Origin of the sequence: Apibacter muscae (assembly GCF_007845595.1) — a bacterium.
GTDB lineage: Bacteria > Bacteroidota > Bacteroidia > Flavobacteriales > Weeksellaceae > Apibacter > Apibacter muscae.
Window position 1 is genome coordinate 88,964 of the sequence record NZ_SELI01000023.1, and the last position, 16,005, is coordinate 104,968.

General features: G+C 29.0%; 16 protein-coding genes. 6 read left to right on the top strand and 10 right to left on the bottom strand.

Translation table 11 applies throughout. The annotated features are described in order from the left end of the window. Positions 1–3: 3 nt before the first annotated feature. On the bottom strand, positions 4–1,080 hold the full coding sequence (proB, locus tag ETU10_RS09205; RefSeq protein ID WP_146311696.1) for a glutamate 5-kinase: 1,077 nt from the start codon (positions 1,078–1,080) through the stop codon (positions 4–6). Between the two features lie 216 nt (positions 1,081–1,296). Here proB and ETU10_RS09210 point away from each other — a divergent pair, with 216 nt between their 5' ends. Beyond that, positions 1,297–1,620 carry a zinc ribbon domain-containing protein YjdM gene (locus ETU10_RS09210; RefSeq protein WP_146311698.1) on the top strand — a complete coding sequence of 108 codons (324 nt, stop codon included), beginning with the start codon at positions 1,297–1,299 and terminating at the stop codon, positions 1,618–1,620. A 71-nt stretch (positions 1,621–1,691) separates the two neighbouring features. Here the strand turns inward: ETU10_RS09210 and rpiB are convergent, their stop codons facing one another. The 5 genes from rpiB to purB form a co-directional block, all read right to left on the bottom strand. Continuing rightward, positions 1,692–2,150, bottom strand: coding sequence for a ribose 5-phosphate isomerase B (gene rpiB, locus ETU10_RS09215; RefSeq protein ID WP_146263042.1), 459 nt, complete (start codon positions 2,148–2,150; stop codon positions 1,692–1,694). A 212-nt stretch (positions 2,151–2,362) separates the two neighbouring features. Continuing rightward, a complete protein-coding gene (gene rdgB / locus ETU10_RS09220; protein WP_146311700.1) occupies positions 2,363–2,950 on the bottom strand; it encodes an RdgB/HAM1 family non-canonical purine NTP pyrophosphatase in 588 nt (195 codons plus the stop codon). Then, positions 2,935–3,744, bottom strand: a complete 810-nt coding sequence (locus ETU10_RS09225) for a CPBP family intramembrane glutamic endopeptidase (RefSeq protein ID WP_146311702.1) — start codon at positions 3,742–3,744, stop codon at positions 2,935–2,937. The genes rdgB and ETU10_RS09225 overlap by 16 nt, the downstream gene beginning before the upstream one ends. After that, the gene (gene rlmH, locus ETU10_RS09230) at positions 3,737–4,210 is read right to left on the bottom strand and encodes a 23S rRNA (pseudouridine(1915)-N(3))-methyltransferase RlmH (RefSeq protein WP_146311704.1); all 474 of its coding nucleotides are present in this window, start codon (positions 4,208–4,210) and stop codon (positions 3,737–3,739) included. Before rlmH ends, ETU10_RS09225 begins: the two co-directional genes overlap by 8 nt. Next, positions 4,210–5,637 carry an adenylosuccinate lyase gene (gene purB, locus ETU10_RS09235; RefSeq protein ID WP_146311706.1) on the bottom strand — a complete coding sequence of 476 codons (1,428 nt, stop codon included), beginning with the start codon at positions 5,635–5,637 and terminating at the stop codon, positions 4,210–4,212. Before purB ends, rlmH begins: the two co-directional genes overlap by 1 nt. Before the next feature lie 193 nt (positions 5,638–5,830). On the opposite strand from purB, the gene ETU10_RS09240 reads away from it, so the two are divergent. From ETU10_RS09240 to ETU10_RS09250, 3 genes are all read left to right on the top strand, one after another. Beyond that, on the top strand, positions 5,831–6,172 hold the full coding sequence (locus ETU10_RS09240) for a hypothetical protein (RefSeq protein ID WP_246118461.1): 342 nt from the start codon (positions 5,831–5,833) through the stop codon (positions 6,170–6,172). A 107-nt stretch (positions 6,173–6,279) separates the two neighbouring features. Then, complete coding sequence (locus ETU10_RS09245) at positions 6,280–8,169, top strand: hypothetical protein (RefSeq protein WP_146311708.1); 1,890 nt, start codon at positions 6,280–6,282, stop codon at positions 8,167–8,169. 31 nt (positions 8,170–8,200) lie between these two features. Further along, on the top strand, positions 8,201–9,529 hold the full coding sequence (locus ETU10_RS09250; protein WP_146311710.1) for a peptidylprolyl isomerase: 1,329 nt from the start codon (positions 8,201–8,203) through the stop codon (positions 9,527–9,529). Between the two features lie 254 nt (positions 9,530–9,783). Here ETU10_RS09250 and htpG read toward each other — a convergent pair whose 3' ends face one another. Further along, on the bottom strand, positions 9,784–11,667 hold the full coding sequence (htpG, locus tag ETU10_RS09255; protein WP_146311712.1) for a molecular chaperone HtpG: 1,884 nt from the start codon (positions 11,665–11,667) through the stop codon (positions 9,784–9,786). A gap of 264 nt (positions 11,668–11,931) precedes the next feature. Here htpG and ETU10_RS09260 point away from each other — a divergent pair, with 264 nt between their 5' ends. Then, a complete protein-coding gene (locus ETU10_RS09260; protein ID WP_146263033.1) occupies positions 11,932–12,333 on the top strand; it encodes an OsmC family protein in 402 nt (133 codons plus the stop codon). 49 nt (positions 12,334–12,382) lie between these two features. Further along, on the top strand, positions 12,383–13,825 hold the full coding sequence (locus ETU10_RS09265) for an amino acid permease (RefSeq protein ID WP_146311714.1): 1,443 nt from the start codon (positions 12,383–12,385) through the stop codon (positions 13,823–13,825). Positions 13,826–13,840: 15 nt separating this feature from the next. Here the strand turns inward: ETU10_RS09265 and ETU10_RS09270 are convergent, their stop codons facing one another. The 3 genes from ETU10_RS09270 to ETU10_RS09275 form a co-directional block, all read right to left on the bottom strand. Further along, positions 13,841–14,995 carry an alkaline phosphatase family protein gene (locus ETU10_RS09270; protein ID WP_317129718.1) on the bottom strand — a complete coding sequence of 385 codons (1,155 nt, stop codon included), beginning with the start codon at positions 14,993–14,995 and terminating at the stop codon, positions 13,841–13,843. A 53-nt stretch (positions 14,996–15,048) separates the two neighbouring features. Continuing rightward, positions 15,049–15,459: an alkaline phosphatase family protein gene (locus ETU10_RS11385; protein WP_317129719.1), complete on the bottom strand. Its 411-nt coding sequence runs from the start codon at positions 15,457–15,459 to the stop codon at positions 15,049–15,051. A 111-nt stretch (positions 15,460–15,570) separates the two neighbouring features. Beyond that, the gene (locus ETU10_RS09275; protein ID WP_146263030.1) at positions 15,571–15,909 is read right to left on the bottom strand and encodes a translation initiation factor; all 339 of its coding nucleotides are present in this window, start codon (positions 15,907–15,909) and stop codon (positions 15,571–15,573) included. Positions 15,910–16,005 lie beyond the last annotated feature (96 nt).

Below are 16,005 nucleotides of genomic sequence, written 5' to 3' on the forward strand. Positions count from 1 at the left end.
ATTTTATTTGCCTATGTATAAATAATCATAATGGATAATAGGTTTCAAATTGTTTAGTCCAATACAATTTTTAGCTTCGTTACTAGTATAAGAACTACAACCTACACCAATAGAATTTTTATTTTCATCTAAAATTTCAACAATATCTCCCTCTTCAAATTCCCCAGTTATTTTAACTACCCCTACGGGTAAAATACTTATCGCTTTATTTCCAAGTAGAGCGTCTTTAGCACCGGCATTTATATAAATCTTACCCTTAGAAAAATCTTCGGAATGGGCAATCCATTTTTTTATGTTTGAGGTACTTTTTTTAGAAGCAATAAAGGTAGTGGATTTAATAGCATTATTGTTTAGTAGATCAATCAAAATGTTTGAAGTTTCCCCATTAGCTATGACTACTTCAACCCCTTCCTCTGCCACTTTTTTTGCAATATTATATTTAGATTTCATTCCTCCGCGTCCGGCTGATGACTTGGTTGTTTGAATGTATTGTTTAATATGACCATCTCCTGGATAAATTTTCTCTATTAAAGATGATTCCGGATTGCTGGGATTCCCTGTATATATTCCGTCTATATTGCTTAGTATTATCAGTTTACTACAATTCATCATAGTTGCTACAAGTCCCGAAAGTTCATCGTTATCCGTAAACATTAATTCATTTACAGAAATTGCATCATTTTCATTTACAATTGGAATAACCCCATTTTCAATCATTACTTTCATGCAATTTCTTTGATTTAAATAGTGCTTGCGGGTAGAAAAATCGTCCTTAGTTGCTAATATTTGTCCACAAACAATGCTATATTGTTTAAATAGATCGTAATATCTCTGAATTAATTTAACCTGCCCAATGGTGGAAAATAATTGTCGGGAAGAGACGCTATCCAATTTAAATTTAGGTTGAATTTCAGACTTTCCCGCTGCTACGGCACCCGAAGAAACTAATATAATCTCGTAATTATCTTTATGTAATTGAGCCAATTGATCTACTAAAGAAGACATTTGTGTTACATTTAGTGTACCGTCTTTTTTAGTTAATATTTGACTACCAATTTTAATTACTATCCTACCTTTCATATTTAATATAGAGTAACTGTAGGAACAAATTTAGCAACATATTGGTTGTGTTAATTAATTATTTTAAAATTTATTTATTATATGGAAATCGTAGAGTCTATTTATATATTATAAGCACTAATAATTTTTTATAATTGTTATAAAATATATAATTTTAGTGGTTTGCAGATACTGTTTAAATAAAGTATATTTGCCTCCTAAGTTAAAAGATATACAATGACAGATATTCTTAATTGTCCTAAATGTTCCCAAGAAAATGTTTACTTTGATGGTACGTCTAATGTTTGCCCCGATTGTTTTTTTGAATGGTCAGGTGAAGAAAATGAAGCTTCTAGCATACCTTTAGATAGTAATGGTGCTGAGCTAAAAGATGGGGATGCGGTAACTGTAATTAAAGATTTAAAAGTAAAAGGTTCTTCAATGGTTATAAAGAGAGGTACTAAAGTAAGAAGTATAAGGTTAACCGAAAATCCTGATGAAGTTGATTGTAAAATTGACGGATCTAGTATTGTTTTAAAAACATGTTTTTTAAAGAAATAATTTCAGATAAATTTAAAAGCAAAAAGCCGGAATTTCCGGCTTTTTACTTATGTTAAAAAGTAATCATTTTACTATTTATTATATTCAGCTTCGTAGTCACAGATACGTTGTACTTTAGGAGCAGAGCCTCCGCCACTAAATTCAGATTCTAACCAAATATCCAATAAGTTTTTAGCTAGTTCAACGCCTATCACTCTTTCTCCAAAACAAATAATTTGTGCATCATTGCTTTTTCTAGCTCTTTGTGCTGAGAATGAATCATGGCATACCGCAGCTCTAACTCCAGGGATTTTATTTGCAGTTATAGCCATACCAATTCCTGTTCCACAGGTTAATACAGCTCTTTCAAATTCTCCTGCAGCCACTGCTTTAGCAACGCTGGCTGCTACATCAGGATATAAAACAACTTCACCTTTATTAGCGCCAAAGTCTTTTACTTCATAACCTAGTTTTTCTAAATGATCTTTTAAAACTACTTTTAAATCATAGGCAGCTTCGTCACAACCTATGGCTATTTTTTTCTTATTCATTTTTTTAATATTTTATTTAATTGAACGATTTATGTTATACACTACAACAAATTTAATTACTATATCATAACAAAACAATAAAATACGAAATAATATTTATGATATTTAAATGAAATATATTTATTTTTAGTATTATTTAAAAATAAGTATTTGTTAATTAGTTATTTAGCGTTAAAATATTAATTTCGAAATCGAAAGTATTTAAAGAATTTTTATTTATTAATACCTAATTTTTGATTTAGAAAATTGGTAAATTTATTTAAAGCGATGGCTCTATGGCTAATTAAATTCTTTTGTGCTGGCGAGAATTCAGAAAAGCTAATATCATAGCCGTTAGGAATAAAAATAGGATCGTAACCAAATCCATTTTCACCTCTTATATTTTCTGAAATTGTACCATGAATTTTCCCTTCAAAGTATTGAACCTCATTCTTAAAAACCCAGCAAATCACACTTATAAAGTAAGCGTTTCTATTGGAATGAGCTTCCAAATTTTTAAGAACTTTGGCTATATTATCGTTAAATGAACCTGTTCCTGCATATCTTGCGGAATATATTCCAGGTTCACCGTTTAATGCCTCAATCACTAATCCACTATCGTCTGCAAAACAGGGGATATTTGTAAAGTCGAATCCAAATTTTGCTTTTATATAAGCATTTTCCTCAAAAGTTTTTCCACTTTCTTCAATCTCACCTTTAAAATTGTAATCGTTAAATGTTTTAAGATTAAAATTCTGTGGGAGGATGTTAATAATTTCTTCTTTTTTATGTTCGTTTTGTGTTGCTAAAAGGATCTCCATTCGTAATTCTTTGTTTGTTTTAAATAAATATATCCGAAAAATATAACTATTAATATTCCGATCAAAAAGGTTAAATATTCATTTAACCCTAGGGTTGGCATTTCTAATTGATGGTATTTCATAAATAATAAAAAGCCTAAAAAATTATTTAAAAAATGTAACAGAGTGCATATTAATAAAGAACCTGTTTTATAAAAAGATAAGCCTAAAACTATACCTGCAAAAAATCCGCCAACGATTTGCCAAGGATAAAAGTGTATGCCTCCAAATAACAATGCAGAAATAATTATGGATTTGTAGGGTTTAACTTGGTTGTTAAGCATACCTTTCAGTAAAAAACCTCGAAAAAAGATTTCTTCTAACAATGGGGCTAATATACAGATTGAGAAAAAAGTGATCCAAGGGTATTTTTCAAAGTTTCCAAGCAATCCATAGGACATGGATTGATATAATTTACCAAAGATTTTACCTTCGGTAGGAATTAAACTTGATATAAATTCAGAAATAAAAAATTGTCCTATAAATATAATAAGAATTAAAGGGAAATATTTAAAATTTTTTAATGAATAATTTATTTTAAAAATTTCTTTTTTTGATCGTTTTTTAAAATTAGAATAGCTAAAATAGACTAAACCATAACTTAAAAGGGTAGCTATAGGGATAACCACATAGGTATTAATGTTAAGTAAGAGAGCTAATCCCCCTAAAATTGCTCCTATAAGGTTTCCTCCTATAAAAAAGATTATTAGATATAAAGCAATCTCGTATCCGTTTAGTTTTAAATAATTATTCATTGTGGTAAGGTTTTCCTTGCAAAATACTAAAAGCTCTATACAGTTGTTCAACAAAAAATAAACGTACCATTTGGTGTGTAAATGTCATTTTGGACAAGGCTATTTTGTGCGGATTAAGACTGTACATTTTTTGAGAAAATCCCCAAGCACCCCCAATACAAAAAACTAGATGTTTTACGGAATTGTTCATGTGTTGATCCATTAATTGGGAGAACTTCATGGAAGTATATTCTACCCCCTTTTCATCTAGAAGGTAAACAACATCGTTGGGTTCAAGCTGGGAAATAATTAAATCTGCTTCTGCATTTTTTAATTCATTCTCAGAAAGATTTTTTGCATTTTTTATGTCCGGTAATTCTTTTCTTTCAAATTTTATAAAGCTGGGCAAGCGTTTTTCTAAACTTTCAATTAAATTTATAAGTTCCTTAGAGTTTGTCTTACCGATGGCTAATAGGGTAATTTTCATTAAACTTTTAAGTCGGTATCAATACCAAGCAGGTCTTTGTATTTATTTAATATAGGATTTACTTCACCATCTAAAAATTCTTCAGTTTGTTCAGGCGCAAATCCAATAAAGTTAGAAGGGTTTAATAAATTCAATAATTTATCTTTGTCAATATTTACTCTTGAATCGGCGATAATGCGTTCAATTAAATCATTGTTCTTACCTTCAATTTTCACTTGTTTACCTGCTTCCATGGAATGGGTTCTAATAATTTCGTGTAATTCTTGCCTATCTCCACCGTTTTTCACGCCTTCCATAATGATGTATTCGGTAGCCATAAATGGCAATTCTTCTTGAATATGCTTTTCAATCATTTTTGGATACACTACAATTCCATCTAAAATATTATTCCATATAATTAAAATTGCATCAATAGCTAAAAAGGCTTGCGGTAGGCTCAATCGCTTATTTGCTGAATCATCTAAGGTTCTTTCGAACCATTGGGTAGATGCAACCATTGCCGGTGAACTTGCTAATGAAAGTACAAACTTAGCTAAAGAGGCAATACGTTCTGAACGCATAGGATTTCTTTTATATGCCATTGCGCTGGAACCTATTTGGTTTTTTTCAAAAGGTTCTTCAATTTCTTTTAAATTTTGAAGCAGTCTTAGGTCATTGGTAAATTTATGTGCAGATTGTGCTATATTGGATAAAACATTTAAAGCTTGAGCATCAATTTTTCTATCATAAGTTTGTCCACTAACTTTAAAAACATGGGTAAAACCAAAACGTTCAGAAAGTTTTCTATCTAATTCTTTAACTTTATTAAAATCACCATCAAATAACTCTTTAAAACTTGCCGCAGTTCCAGTAGTACCTTTTACTCCTCTAAATCTTAAAGTTTCAATACGAAAATCCAATTCTTCTAAATCTAACAAAACAGATTGTAGCCATAGGGTGGCTCTTTTACCTACAGTAGTAAGTTGTGCCGGTTGATAATGGGTAAAACCTAGGGTAGGAAGATCTTTATACTTTAAAGCAAAATCGTGAAGACCTTTTATAACGTTTACAAGTTTCTTTTTAACTAATTCCAATCCATCCTTAATTTGAATTAAATCAGTATTGTCTCCTACAAAGGCAGAAGTAGCTCCCAAGTGTATTATAGGTCTTGCTTTAGGGGCTACGTCACCATAAGTATGTACATGAGCCATAACATCGTGACGGAACTTCTTTTCATATTCATTTGCTTTAGCAAAATCAATGGGGCTAATGTTATCTTTTAACTCCTTGATTTGTTCGTCTGTGATTTCAAGTCCTAGTTCTTTCTCAATTTCTGCCAAAGCAATCCATAACTTTCTCCAAGTAGTAAATTTTTTTTCAGGAGAAAAATTATATAACATTTCATCACTGCAATAACGACTTTCTAAAGGGTTTTGATATTTGTTCATTATATTTTTATATGTCTGTAAGTGTTAAAATAGAATCCAAAAATAATCAAATTTATTAAGTATTCTTCATTTCACTTTGCAATCCTTTTGTATAAACATTGAAATATAAACGAAAACTATATTTTAGTCAATACTCACATTTTATTTATAAATTTGATACGAATATGAACTATTAAATGTTTTTATGAATGAAATGAAAAGATGGTCTAAAATTGAAAATTTTATGAAAATAAAATTTAATCAAGATGAGACCCCTGATCTAAATACTATTATTTTTTTAATAGGTCTTCAGGAATTTGGCGGTGGGTATAGACGCTATAAAAAAGATGATAAGATGAATTTAATACACATTGCCGTTTGTAGATTGTTAGAGCCTTTTGGTTATTATAAGTTTGATAGGTTTGACGACGATGGATGGCCACATTATATAACTTTAGAAGAACTACCGGATTTAAAATCCAATGAACAAATGCTACTGATAAAAAAAGCTATTATACAATATTTTGAAGACGAGAAATTGATTGAAGATTTTTAAATTATCTGTTTTGATATTTAAATTGAAATCTTGATTAATTTTCTTTTAGATAAAAATTTTTTAAGTACTACTACTTTCAATACTTTTGTAGATAAAATTAATATATAGTGAATAAGTTAGCATTTTTTTTAGGACTTTTTACAACTACATCTTTATATTCTCAATCCGTCTTAATAACAATTAATAAAGACACCATTTATACTCAGAACTTTTTGGAGGAATACTCTAAAAGTTTAGATATATTAGGAACTGATACGACTATTGATAATTTTATTGATTATCAATTAATCAAGCAATACGGACTTAGTAAAGGGGTGGATAAATCCGTTTCTTACTTAAAGGAGTTATCCAATAAACATCGAATGATTCAGGATAGTTTATATTATCCACAAGAAATTCTAAAGCCTTTATTGCAAGATTATTTCAATAAATTACAATTGGAAAAAAAAGTTCAGATATTCATTTTTAATAAAGATAATTTCAAAGATAAATCAGTTGATCAACAAAAATTATTTATTGATAAAACAATTAGAAGCATAAAAAACAATACTAAATTGTTTGAAAAAGCTGCAAACGAATACTCTGTAGAATCTAAATGGATAGAGCCAAAATATTTAGATGTATTTTCAATTAATAAAAATTTATTAGATGCTATTTATGATGCTCCTATTGGCAAAGTAGTTACTTATAAAGACGAAGAGGGCAATAATTATTTAATATTAGTTTCAGAAGAAAGAGAATGGTTGGGGCAGGTTCGATTGGAAGAAATTAAAATTGATGATCCAACAGATAATGGAAAACTAATTATTGAAGCCATTTATAAACAACTAAAAAATGGAGATAAGTTGGAAAATGTTAAACAGAAATATTCTAAGGTTACAGATAAAACAATATTACTAAAGCATTTTGAAAATAAGGAAATCTATAATTATATTATTAGTCAAAAAAATAAATTGCCTTTACATAGAGAGTATTCCAAACCTATAAAAACCAATGAAGGATATGTTATTTATAAATTAGTTTTTTTGGACGAATTTAAAGATTATAATCTAGCTAGTTCAAAAATTTTTTATGAGTTAAAACAAAACAATTTATTGGAAGAACTAGACCGTAAACTTATAGATATATTAAAGAAAAAACCTTTTTTCAATTCAAACTCTATTGCTATAAATAATTTTATCAATAATCTTCCTAATAATTTTAAAGAATTCTCTAATTATTCTGAAAATAGAATTATAGATTTAATAAAAATTGGTAATGAAAATAATGAAGATTATATTTTAACCAATCAGAAATTATTGGATCAATTAAAGTATCAATTAACTTCTTACAATTATATTAATAGGAAATTTATTGTAGATGAATTGATTAACAATTGGCAAGATACAAAACTTATAGAGTTTTATAAAGAGAACTTCTATGATATGGATGATGTTAAAAAGCGTTTGAAATTAGAAGAAGACCAATTGTTAGTTAAATACACTGTATCTTTGTTAACTAACCAATCATATGCTGATGATGAAGGACAACAACAATTTTTAAACGATCATAAATCTAAATATATATGGAAAGAAAGAATTGATGGAACATTTTATTACTGTTTAAATCAAGAAGTGGAAAAGGAATTACTATCCTTATTAAAGAATAATCAATCCGTAGATGATATTAAAAATTTTTATAAAGCTAAAACGGACCATGAAAATAATCCATTGGTTATCATAGAGCAGGGCAAGTTTCCAGCGAAATTTTTAGGATTTTCTTCCGATACAAAATTGTCTAAGGGAATAAAAGTTTTAGACAGCAAGAACAGAAGATTAGTGATGGATATAAAAAATATTATTAAAGATGAACCCTTAAGTTTAGAGGATTTTAAAAAATACTACATTAAAGATTACGTAGATTATAAAATTCAAGAAAATATAAAACAAATGAAAAATAATGCCGTTATTAATAAAAATATAATGGAAATAAATACTTTAAAGAAAAAATATAATTAATTAGATTTTTAAATCTTACCAAATACTAAAAATGAACAGAATACTTTTAATATTAACATTTTTTGCCAGCTTATATACTTACTCACAAGAAAGAAAACTAGACGGAATAGTTGCAGTTGTAGGAGATGAAATAATTACAGATACAGATATTTTTGATGCTGAAAATTACGCAAAATCAGAGGGACAACAGATTACCGACCGATGCGATTTTTTAGAGAACATGATGAAAGAAAAAATTATTCTATATAAAGCCAAACAAGATACTTTAATTTCTGTTAGTAAAGACGAGGTGAATAGGGAAGTAGATTCAAGACTTGATGGATATAAAAATTATTTTAAAACAGATCAGGAATTGTTATTAAACTTTAAGTTTAAAACCATGGCTGAGTTAAGATCGGTTTTGGAAACCATGGTTAGGAATCAAATGTATACACAAAGAAAGATGTTTGAAATTACTAAAAATGTAGATATTTCGCCTGAATATTTGAGAGCTTTTTATCAGGCCCATGAAAATGAATTTCCATATTTAAATGATGAAATTGAATATGCACAAATACTTATGTATCCCCAACTAACAGATGCGCATAAACAAGAATTAATAAATCAACTTAAAGACATAAAAAAACAAATACAAGAGGGGGCAAGTTTTGCAGAAATGGCAAAAGCATATTCTGAAGATCCGGGTTCAGCTCCTAATGGTGGACAAATTTTAAATGTTCGTAGAGGAATTATGGTTAAAGAATTTGATGCAGTAGCATTTAGTTTAGGAGAAGGTGAGATTTCAGAGCCCTTTGAAACCGAATATGGTTACCATATTATATACTTAGAGAAAAAAAGAGGGCAAATTATAGATTTAAGACATATATTATTACAATCAAAACCCAATCAGGAAGAAATTGCTGCTGCTTTAGACAAATTAAAAAAAATAAGGGAGGAAATTATTTCTGACAAAATCACTTTTAATGAAGCGGTTACCAAATATTCCGATGATAAACTTACAAAATACAACGGGGGATTATTATCCAATCAAAAAACGGGAGATAACCGTTTTGAAAGAAGTAAATTGGCAAGAAAAGATTCTTATAATCTACTAGGATTATCTAAAGGGGATGTTTCCGAAGCATTCGAAGATGATCTTAACAATAGAACGGTTGTTAAATTATTAAAAATTACGGATGTAATTCCATCGCATAAAATGAACTTGGAAACTGATTATAATAGAATAAAAGGATTTGCTGAAAAAACTAAGCAAAATGAAGTGGTAGAAAAATGGGTTGAAACCCAAATTCCATCCACTTATATTAAAGTTCAAGACTCCTATGAAAACTGCAAATTTTCAAATCATTGGTTAAAAAATTGAAAACATAAAAAACCTCAACATTACAAGTTGAGGTTTTTTTATATTTTTTAACTAATAATATTTGCCTTAATAAATACCGATGAATTAGATTAATTATAGATAATAAAAAATATATTTAAACTCTGATCTAATCAATTAGTTACCTTGAAACCTATAAATTAATATGTTTTTTTATCCTTTTCAAAAATTTTTATTCAATCATAAAAAAAGCTGTATAATAATTATACAGCTTTTTATGTATGTAAAGAGATACCTTATTTAATTAAATCAAAACTACGTTTAATGAAATTTGTAAGATCTTTACCCTTTAAGATGTTCTGAGATAATTTTGCTAAATCTAACGCTTGTTTTATAATAGTTGCTTTTTCTTCTTTATTTTCTTTTTTCAAAATATCTGAAGCTAATGCACTATTGGTATTCACAACTAAATTATAAGATTCTGGAAAACCACCCATCATACCAAACATTCCACCACCCGTTTGTTGCATATCTTTCATTCTACGCATAAATTCTGGTTGGGTCAAAATAAATGGAGCATCATCTTTACTTAAGTTTTCCAAAGCTATCGTATAAGTTTTAGAGTCAATAGTTTCCTCTAAATCTTTTTTTAATGTTTCTTTTTCTTCATCAGTAAGTATAGAAGCTATATTTTCATCTTTTTTAATAAGATTATTAATATGATCAGCATCTACACGTACAAAAGAAATATTTTCTTTGGTAGATTCCAGTTTTTGTATTAAGTGAGGAACAATAGGAGAATCTAACAATAAAACTTCATACCCTTTTTCTTTAGCCGTTTGTATGTATTGGTCTTGTTCATCTATATTTGAAGCATAAAGAATAATTAATTTACCATCCTTATCCGTTTGGTTATCCTTAATTTTATTTTTTAATTCTTCAAAAGTTAAATATTTACCATCCACTGTTGGATAAAGAGCAAACTTATCAGATTTTTCATAAAATTTCTCTTCAGAGATCATTCCATACTCTATTACCACTTTAATATCATTCCATTTTTTTTCGTAGTCTTCACGGTTATCATTCATTAATGAAACCATTTTATCTGCAACTTTCTTTGTGATGTAAGAAGAAATTTTCTTAACCGCACCATCGGCTTGCAAATAAGAACGTGAAACGTTTAACGGAATGTCTGGAGAGTCAATCACTCCACGAAGCAACATTAAGAAGTCAGGAACTATACCCTTAACTTCGTCTGTAACAAAAACTTGGTTTTGATACAATTGAATTTTATCCTTATCAATATTTAGATTATTACCTAATTTAGGAAAAAATAAAATACCGGTTAAGTGAAAAGGGTAGTCTACATTTAAATGTATATGAAACAAAGGCTCATCAAATTGCATTGGATACAATTCGTGATAAAAAGCTTTATAATCTTCTTCTTTTAACTCAGAAGGTGCTTTGGTCCATGCAGGGTTAGGATTGTTAATGATATCATCAACTGTTACTTTTTCAGGAGTTGCATCCTTATCAGCCCCTTCAGGCAATGGTAAAGTTTCTTCCTTAGTTCCAAACTTAATTGGAATAGGCATAAAACGATTGTATTTTTGCAATAACTCACGTATTTTATACTCTTCTAAAAAATCCTGAGAATCTTCTGCTATATGCAAAACTATTTCAGTACCTCTATCTTTTTTATCAGACGGACCAAGTTCAAATTGTGGGCTACCATCACAAACCCATTGTACAGCAGGTGCATCTGTATAAGACTTAGTAATAATTTCAACCTTATCTGCAACCATAAAGGCAGAATAGAATCCTAAACCAAAATGCCCGATAATACCTTCTTTTTCAGCGTCTTTATGTTTAGAAATAAAATCTTCAGCACCAGAGAAAGCAACCTCATTAATATATTTTTGAACCTCTTCTTCCGTCATCCCTATCCCTTGGTCAATAATATGAAGAGTTTTATTTTCTTTATTTATTTTAACTTCTATCATAGGATTGCCATATTCTACCTTGGCTTCTCCTGTATTGGTTAAATGTTTAAGTTTTAAAGTAGCATCCGTTGCGTTAGAAATTAACTCACGTAAAAATATTTCATGATCACTGTATAAAAATTTCTTAATCAGAGGAAAAATATTTTCTACTGATACATTAATATTTCCTTTAGCCATATTTTAATTTATTTATTTTAATATTATTTTGAAGGTAAAAGTCAAAAAAAATACCAACCCATCGTTAATGACAAAATGACGTTGTTATAGTAAATAAAAAAATCAATTGAATTTTTTGTTACAATAGATTTAGTATGGAATTTTAAACTTATTAATTAATGACTATATAGATTTTTAAAACTAGATTATTTTTTTTAGATTTAACCATTAATTTAGCGTATTAGAATTATAAATTCTAAATAGTTTCAACAAATTATATAAATTATGACAGTAGAAGTATTATACGAAGGAAGTTTGCATACTGAAGCAACTCATATACAAAGTGGAACAAAAATATCCACAGATGCACCTAAAGATAATCATGGAAAGGGAGAAAGTTTTTCTCCTACCGATATGGTAGCAAGTGCTTTAGCTAGCTGTATGCTTACAGTTATGGGAATTAAAGCTTCTTCAATGGGAATAGATATAAAAGGAACCAAGGCAGAAGTTACTAAAATAATGAATGCGGAACCTAGGAGGATAGGGGAGATTAAAGTAATTATATTTTTCCCACTATTAAATTTAGAGGATAAGCAGAAAACAATTTTAGAAAGAGTAGCTTATACTTGTCCAGTTGGGGCAACATTGTCCCCAGAAGTAAAGCAAACCATACAATTTAATTGGTAGACCATTTAGCAGATAATTTATACAATATTATTATTTAATCTAAGAATTTTTGGAAGAAGAAAATAAGAACTTAAATAAAGGCGAGTTAAAAAGAAGTCTTTCCAATCGTCACATACAATTAATAGCATTAGGAGGAGCGATAGGTACTGGATTATTTTTAGGAATTGGTCCGGCAGCGGTATTAGCAGGACCATCCGTTATTATCGGCTATGCCATTGCTGGCTTTATTGCCTTTATGATTATGAGGCAATTAGGAGAAATGGTTGTCCAAGAGCCTATTTCTGGTAGTTTTAGTCAGTTTGCTTACAAATACTGGAGCCCCTTTACAGGTTTTGCTTCTGGTTGGAATTATTGGTTGTTGTATATTTTAGTAAGTATGGCAGAGTTAACAGCTATTGGTACTTACGTACAGTTTTGGTGGCCTGAAATTCCCCTGTGGGCTTCAAGTTTATTCTTCTTTGTAATTATAAATACGATTAACTTAGCAAATGTAAAAATATATGGCGAAGCAGAGTTTTGGTTTTCAATTATCAAGGTTGTTGCCATAGTTGCTATGATTATATTTGGAATATATTTATTATTAAGCGGATCTGGTGGGCCCAAAGCAAATATTTCCAATTTGTGGAGCGATGGAGGACTATTTCCAAAAGGTTTTTTTACCTCAGATGGTAGTGGAGGATACCAAGGATTATTATCTTCATTAGCTTTTATAATGTTTTCATTTGGTGGCTTAGAACTGATAGGTATTGCAGCTGCTGAAACTGACCACCCAGAAAAAACGATTCCGAAAGCAACCAATCAGGTCATTTATAGAATATTAATATTTTATGTAGGAGCATTAATTATATTATTTTCCTTATCTCCTTGGAGGGAAATAACTATTAAAACGAGTCCTTTTGTAACTATATTTAATTCTCTATCAGGATTTCAATTTAATTTATTTGGTACCACTATTTCATTTACTAAACTTATTGCAAATGCGTTAAACCTTGTTGTTCTAACAGCAGCTTTGTCTGTTTATAATAGTAGTGTGTATAGCAATAGTAGAATGTTATACGGTTTATCAAAGCAAGGAAATGCACCTAAATTTTTATCAAAACTAAATAAGAATCATGTTCCTATAATGGCAATACTGGTATCAGCAATTTTTGCAGCTATTTGCGTGATTGTTAATAAAATTATGCCAGAGGAAGCATTAGAATATTTAATGTCCTTAGTAGTCTCATGTTTAGTATTGAATTGGATAATTATTACTATTACACATTTTTATTTTAAAAAAGCATTAAAAAATCAAGGGATTACAAAAACAAAATTTCCATCGCTTTGGTATCCTATAGGAAATTATATATGCTTATTTTTTTTAATAGCTATCTTAATTATCATGTGGTTTACAGGAATGAAATTATCAGTGGAATTGATACCCGTATGGCTGATAGTATTATTTATATGTTACCATCTATTAAAGTATAAGAAAATAAAAAAAGGTTCTTAAAAGAACCTTTTTTTATTAATATTTTATTACTTCCGATAAAATTTGAGAATTTGTAGAATTAGGAAAAGTAATACTTATTTTTTGTGCGATTGTAGGAGCAATTTCGGTAATGTAATGTTTTTCAGAACTTGTTCCATGTGGAGTTTTCCAACCATAAAATATTAAAGGAACATGAGTGTCATAAGTGTAGCTGGAACCATGTGTAGCCCCCTGTGGTTTATATTCAATGTATCCAGGTTTTAGTAGTACATAAATTTGACCATTTTGTTTTTTATCATAACCTCTAAATATCATAGAACCATGCTCATCAACGGCAGAAATATTTAAGATTTCATCTTCAGTATATGCTCTTTTAACTTCAGGGAAAGATTCAATAAAATTAGCAAAATCTTTAACAATTTCATTGAACTTTTTACTAGGGGAAATTAGAGTATCATCAATGTAAATGTTTTGGTTAGAATATGATAAAATTAAATCTTTTTCATATTTTTCAATAGAATAAGCTCTTAATTTATTCTCCATTTCTTTTGCATTTAAAGAGGCAATATCATACCCATGATCTTTTAAATGTTTAGGATTTTCACTACCCGAATGGTCAGCCGTTAAAAAAAGTAAATAGTTTCCTTTGCCAACTTTTTTATCCAAAAATGTTAAAAATTTCCCCAATAAATCATCCAATCTCAAATAAGTATCTAAAGTTTCAATGGAACGAGGTCCAGTTAAATGAGTAATAATATCAGTAGCAGAAAAACTTAAAGCAAGAAAATCAGTGACATCACCATTTCCTAATTTTTCATTTTCAATAAGTTCTTCAGCAAATTCAACAATCAGGTCATTGGTAAATGGAGTACTTTTAATAACCTTAGGTCCAGTCTGAGCAAAATCTTCTGTTAAAAGGTATGGAAATACAGCTTTCTTGTGTATTTTTAAGCCAGTGCTTTCGTAAGGATTATCATCAGGTAGACAGTCTTTATAAAAAGATTTATCTTTAAATAGTTTCCAGCCATCTTGAATGTATTTCATATATCTTTTACTTTCATTAAAAGAAGTTACCCAACTTGGAAATTCATTCCCATAAAAATTGCTTGAAATAAAGTTTCCATTATCGGAAATCCAATAAGCACGATCCGCAAAATGTCCAGCTGGTAGAATTGCACCACGATCTTTCATACTAACTCCATAAACTTTACTCTTAAAATTTGTGGCAAGTTTTAATTCATCAGTTATTGTGCTTGATTGTAAATTTTTAGGGACATTTGTCCTTCTTTATTTTTATCAGGATTTCCAAGGGATACAACGGAAAAGTCTTCTGTACAATAAACATCTCTTTTTAAACCTCTATGGAACCATTCATTGGCTACAATTCCATGATTAACCGGAGTAGTTCCTGTATAAATGGATGCGTGTCCAGGTGCAGTAAATGTAGGCACATAATTATAATGAAGATTACTATAAAAAAAACCATCATTTAATAGTCTTTTAAATCCGTTATCAGAGAAAAGAGAGGAATATCGAAATAAAAATTCGGTTCTCATTTGGTCTACCACAATACCAATCACCAATTTAGGCTTTTGATTTTGAGAAAAGGCTAAAGAAAAAATAATTAAGAAAACCGATAGGAATTTTTTTTTCATAAAATTTGTTTTAAAATATTTCAAAACAAATCTATTTTATATTTGTTAAAAACAGGTTAAGCTATAACCGTCCACTAAAGATTTATTGAATATTTAGTGTAAGAAAGTATACTATCCCCCTACACGCTTAACCTTAAAACCTTTATTTTTTAAAATATCCATTACTTTATCTCTATAATTACCCTGTAAAATTATAATACCTTCTTTAGCAGAACCTCCAACACCTAAAATTGATTTAATTTCTTTAGCTAATTTCTTAAAATCATCATCATCTCCTTGATAACCTTCTAATATGGTAACAGGTTTACCATTTCTTCCTTTTTTTTCATATTTGCAAATGATAGGATCATCTTGAAAAAATAATTCATTATCATTAGATAAACAATCTTCTTCGTTATTTTCAATTTTATGATCTGGGAAAAGTTTTTTAAGTTGATCTTGTAAATCCATAAATGTTTTCTTAGTATTAGAAATAGATGAGATTATAAAGTTTCTTAAATTAAGCTAAAAGAAACTATTCAAAATACAAAAATAGTAAATTAAACA

What these genes read in the sequence shown, in the direction of transcription:
- proB (WP_146311696.1), bottom strand. Translation starts at nt 1,080, where the DNA reads ATGAAAGGTAGGATAGTAATTAAAATTGGTAGTCAAATATTAACTAAA.
- ETU10_RS09210 (WP_146311698.1), top strand. Translation starts at nt 1,297, where the DNA reads ATGACAGATATTCTTAATTGTCCTAAATGTTCCCAAGAAAATGTTTAC.
- rpiB (WP_146263042.1), bottom strand. Translation starts at nt 2,150, where the DNA reads ATGAATAAGAAAAAAATAGCCATAGGTTGTGACGAAGCTGCCTATGAT.
- rdgB (WP_146311700.1), bottom strand. Translation starts at nt 2,950, where the DNA reads ATGGAGATCCTTTTAGCAACACAAAACGAACATAAAAAAGAAGAAATT.
- ETU10_RS09225 (WP_146311702.1), bottom strand. Translation starts at nt 3,744, where the DNA reads ATGAATAATTATTTAAAACTAAACGGATACGAGATTGCTTTATATCTA.
- rlmH (WP_146311704.1), bottom strand. Translation starts at nt 4,210, where the DNA reads ATGAAAATTACCCTATTAGCCATCGGTAAGACAAACTCTAAGGAACTT.
- purB (WP_146311706.1), bottom strand. Translation starts at nt 5,637, where the DNA reads ATGAACAAATATCAAAACCCTTTAGAAAGTCGTTATTGCAGTGATGAA.
- ETU10_RS09240 (WP_246118461.1), top strand. Translation starts at nt 5,831, where the DNA reads ATGAAAAGATGGTCTAAAATTGAAAATTTTATGAAAATAAAATTTAAT.
- ETU10_RS09250 (WP_146311710.1), top strand. Translation starts at nt 8,201, where the DNA reads ATGAACAGAATACTTTTAATATTAACATTTTTTGCCAGCTTATATACT.
- htpG (WP_146311712.1), bottom strand. Translation starts at nt 11,667, where the DNA reads ATGGCTAAAGGAAATATTAATGTATCAGTAGAAAATATTTTTCCTCTG.
- ETU10_RS09260 (WP_146263033.1), top strand. Translation starts at nt 11,932, where the DNA reads ATGACAGTAGAAGTATTATACGAAGGAAGTTTGCATACTGAAGCAACT.
- ETU10_RS09270 (WP_317129718.1), bottom strand. Translation starts at nt 14,995, where the DNA reads ATGAAAGATCGTGGTGCAATTCTACCAGCTGGACATTTTGCGGATCGT.
- ETU10_RS11385 (WP_317129719.1), bottom strand. Translation starts at nt 15,459, where the DNA reads ATGAAAAAAAAATTCCTATCGGTTTTCTTAATTATTTTTTCTTTAGCC.
- ETU10_RS09275 (WP_146263030.1), bottom strand. Translation starts at nt 15,909, where the DNA reads ATGGATTTACAAGATCAACTTAAAAAACTTTTCCCAGATCATAAAATT.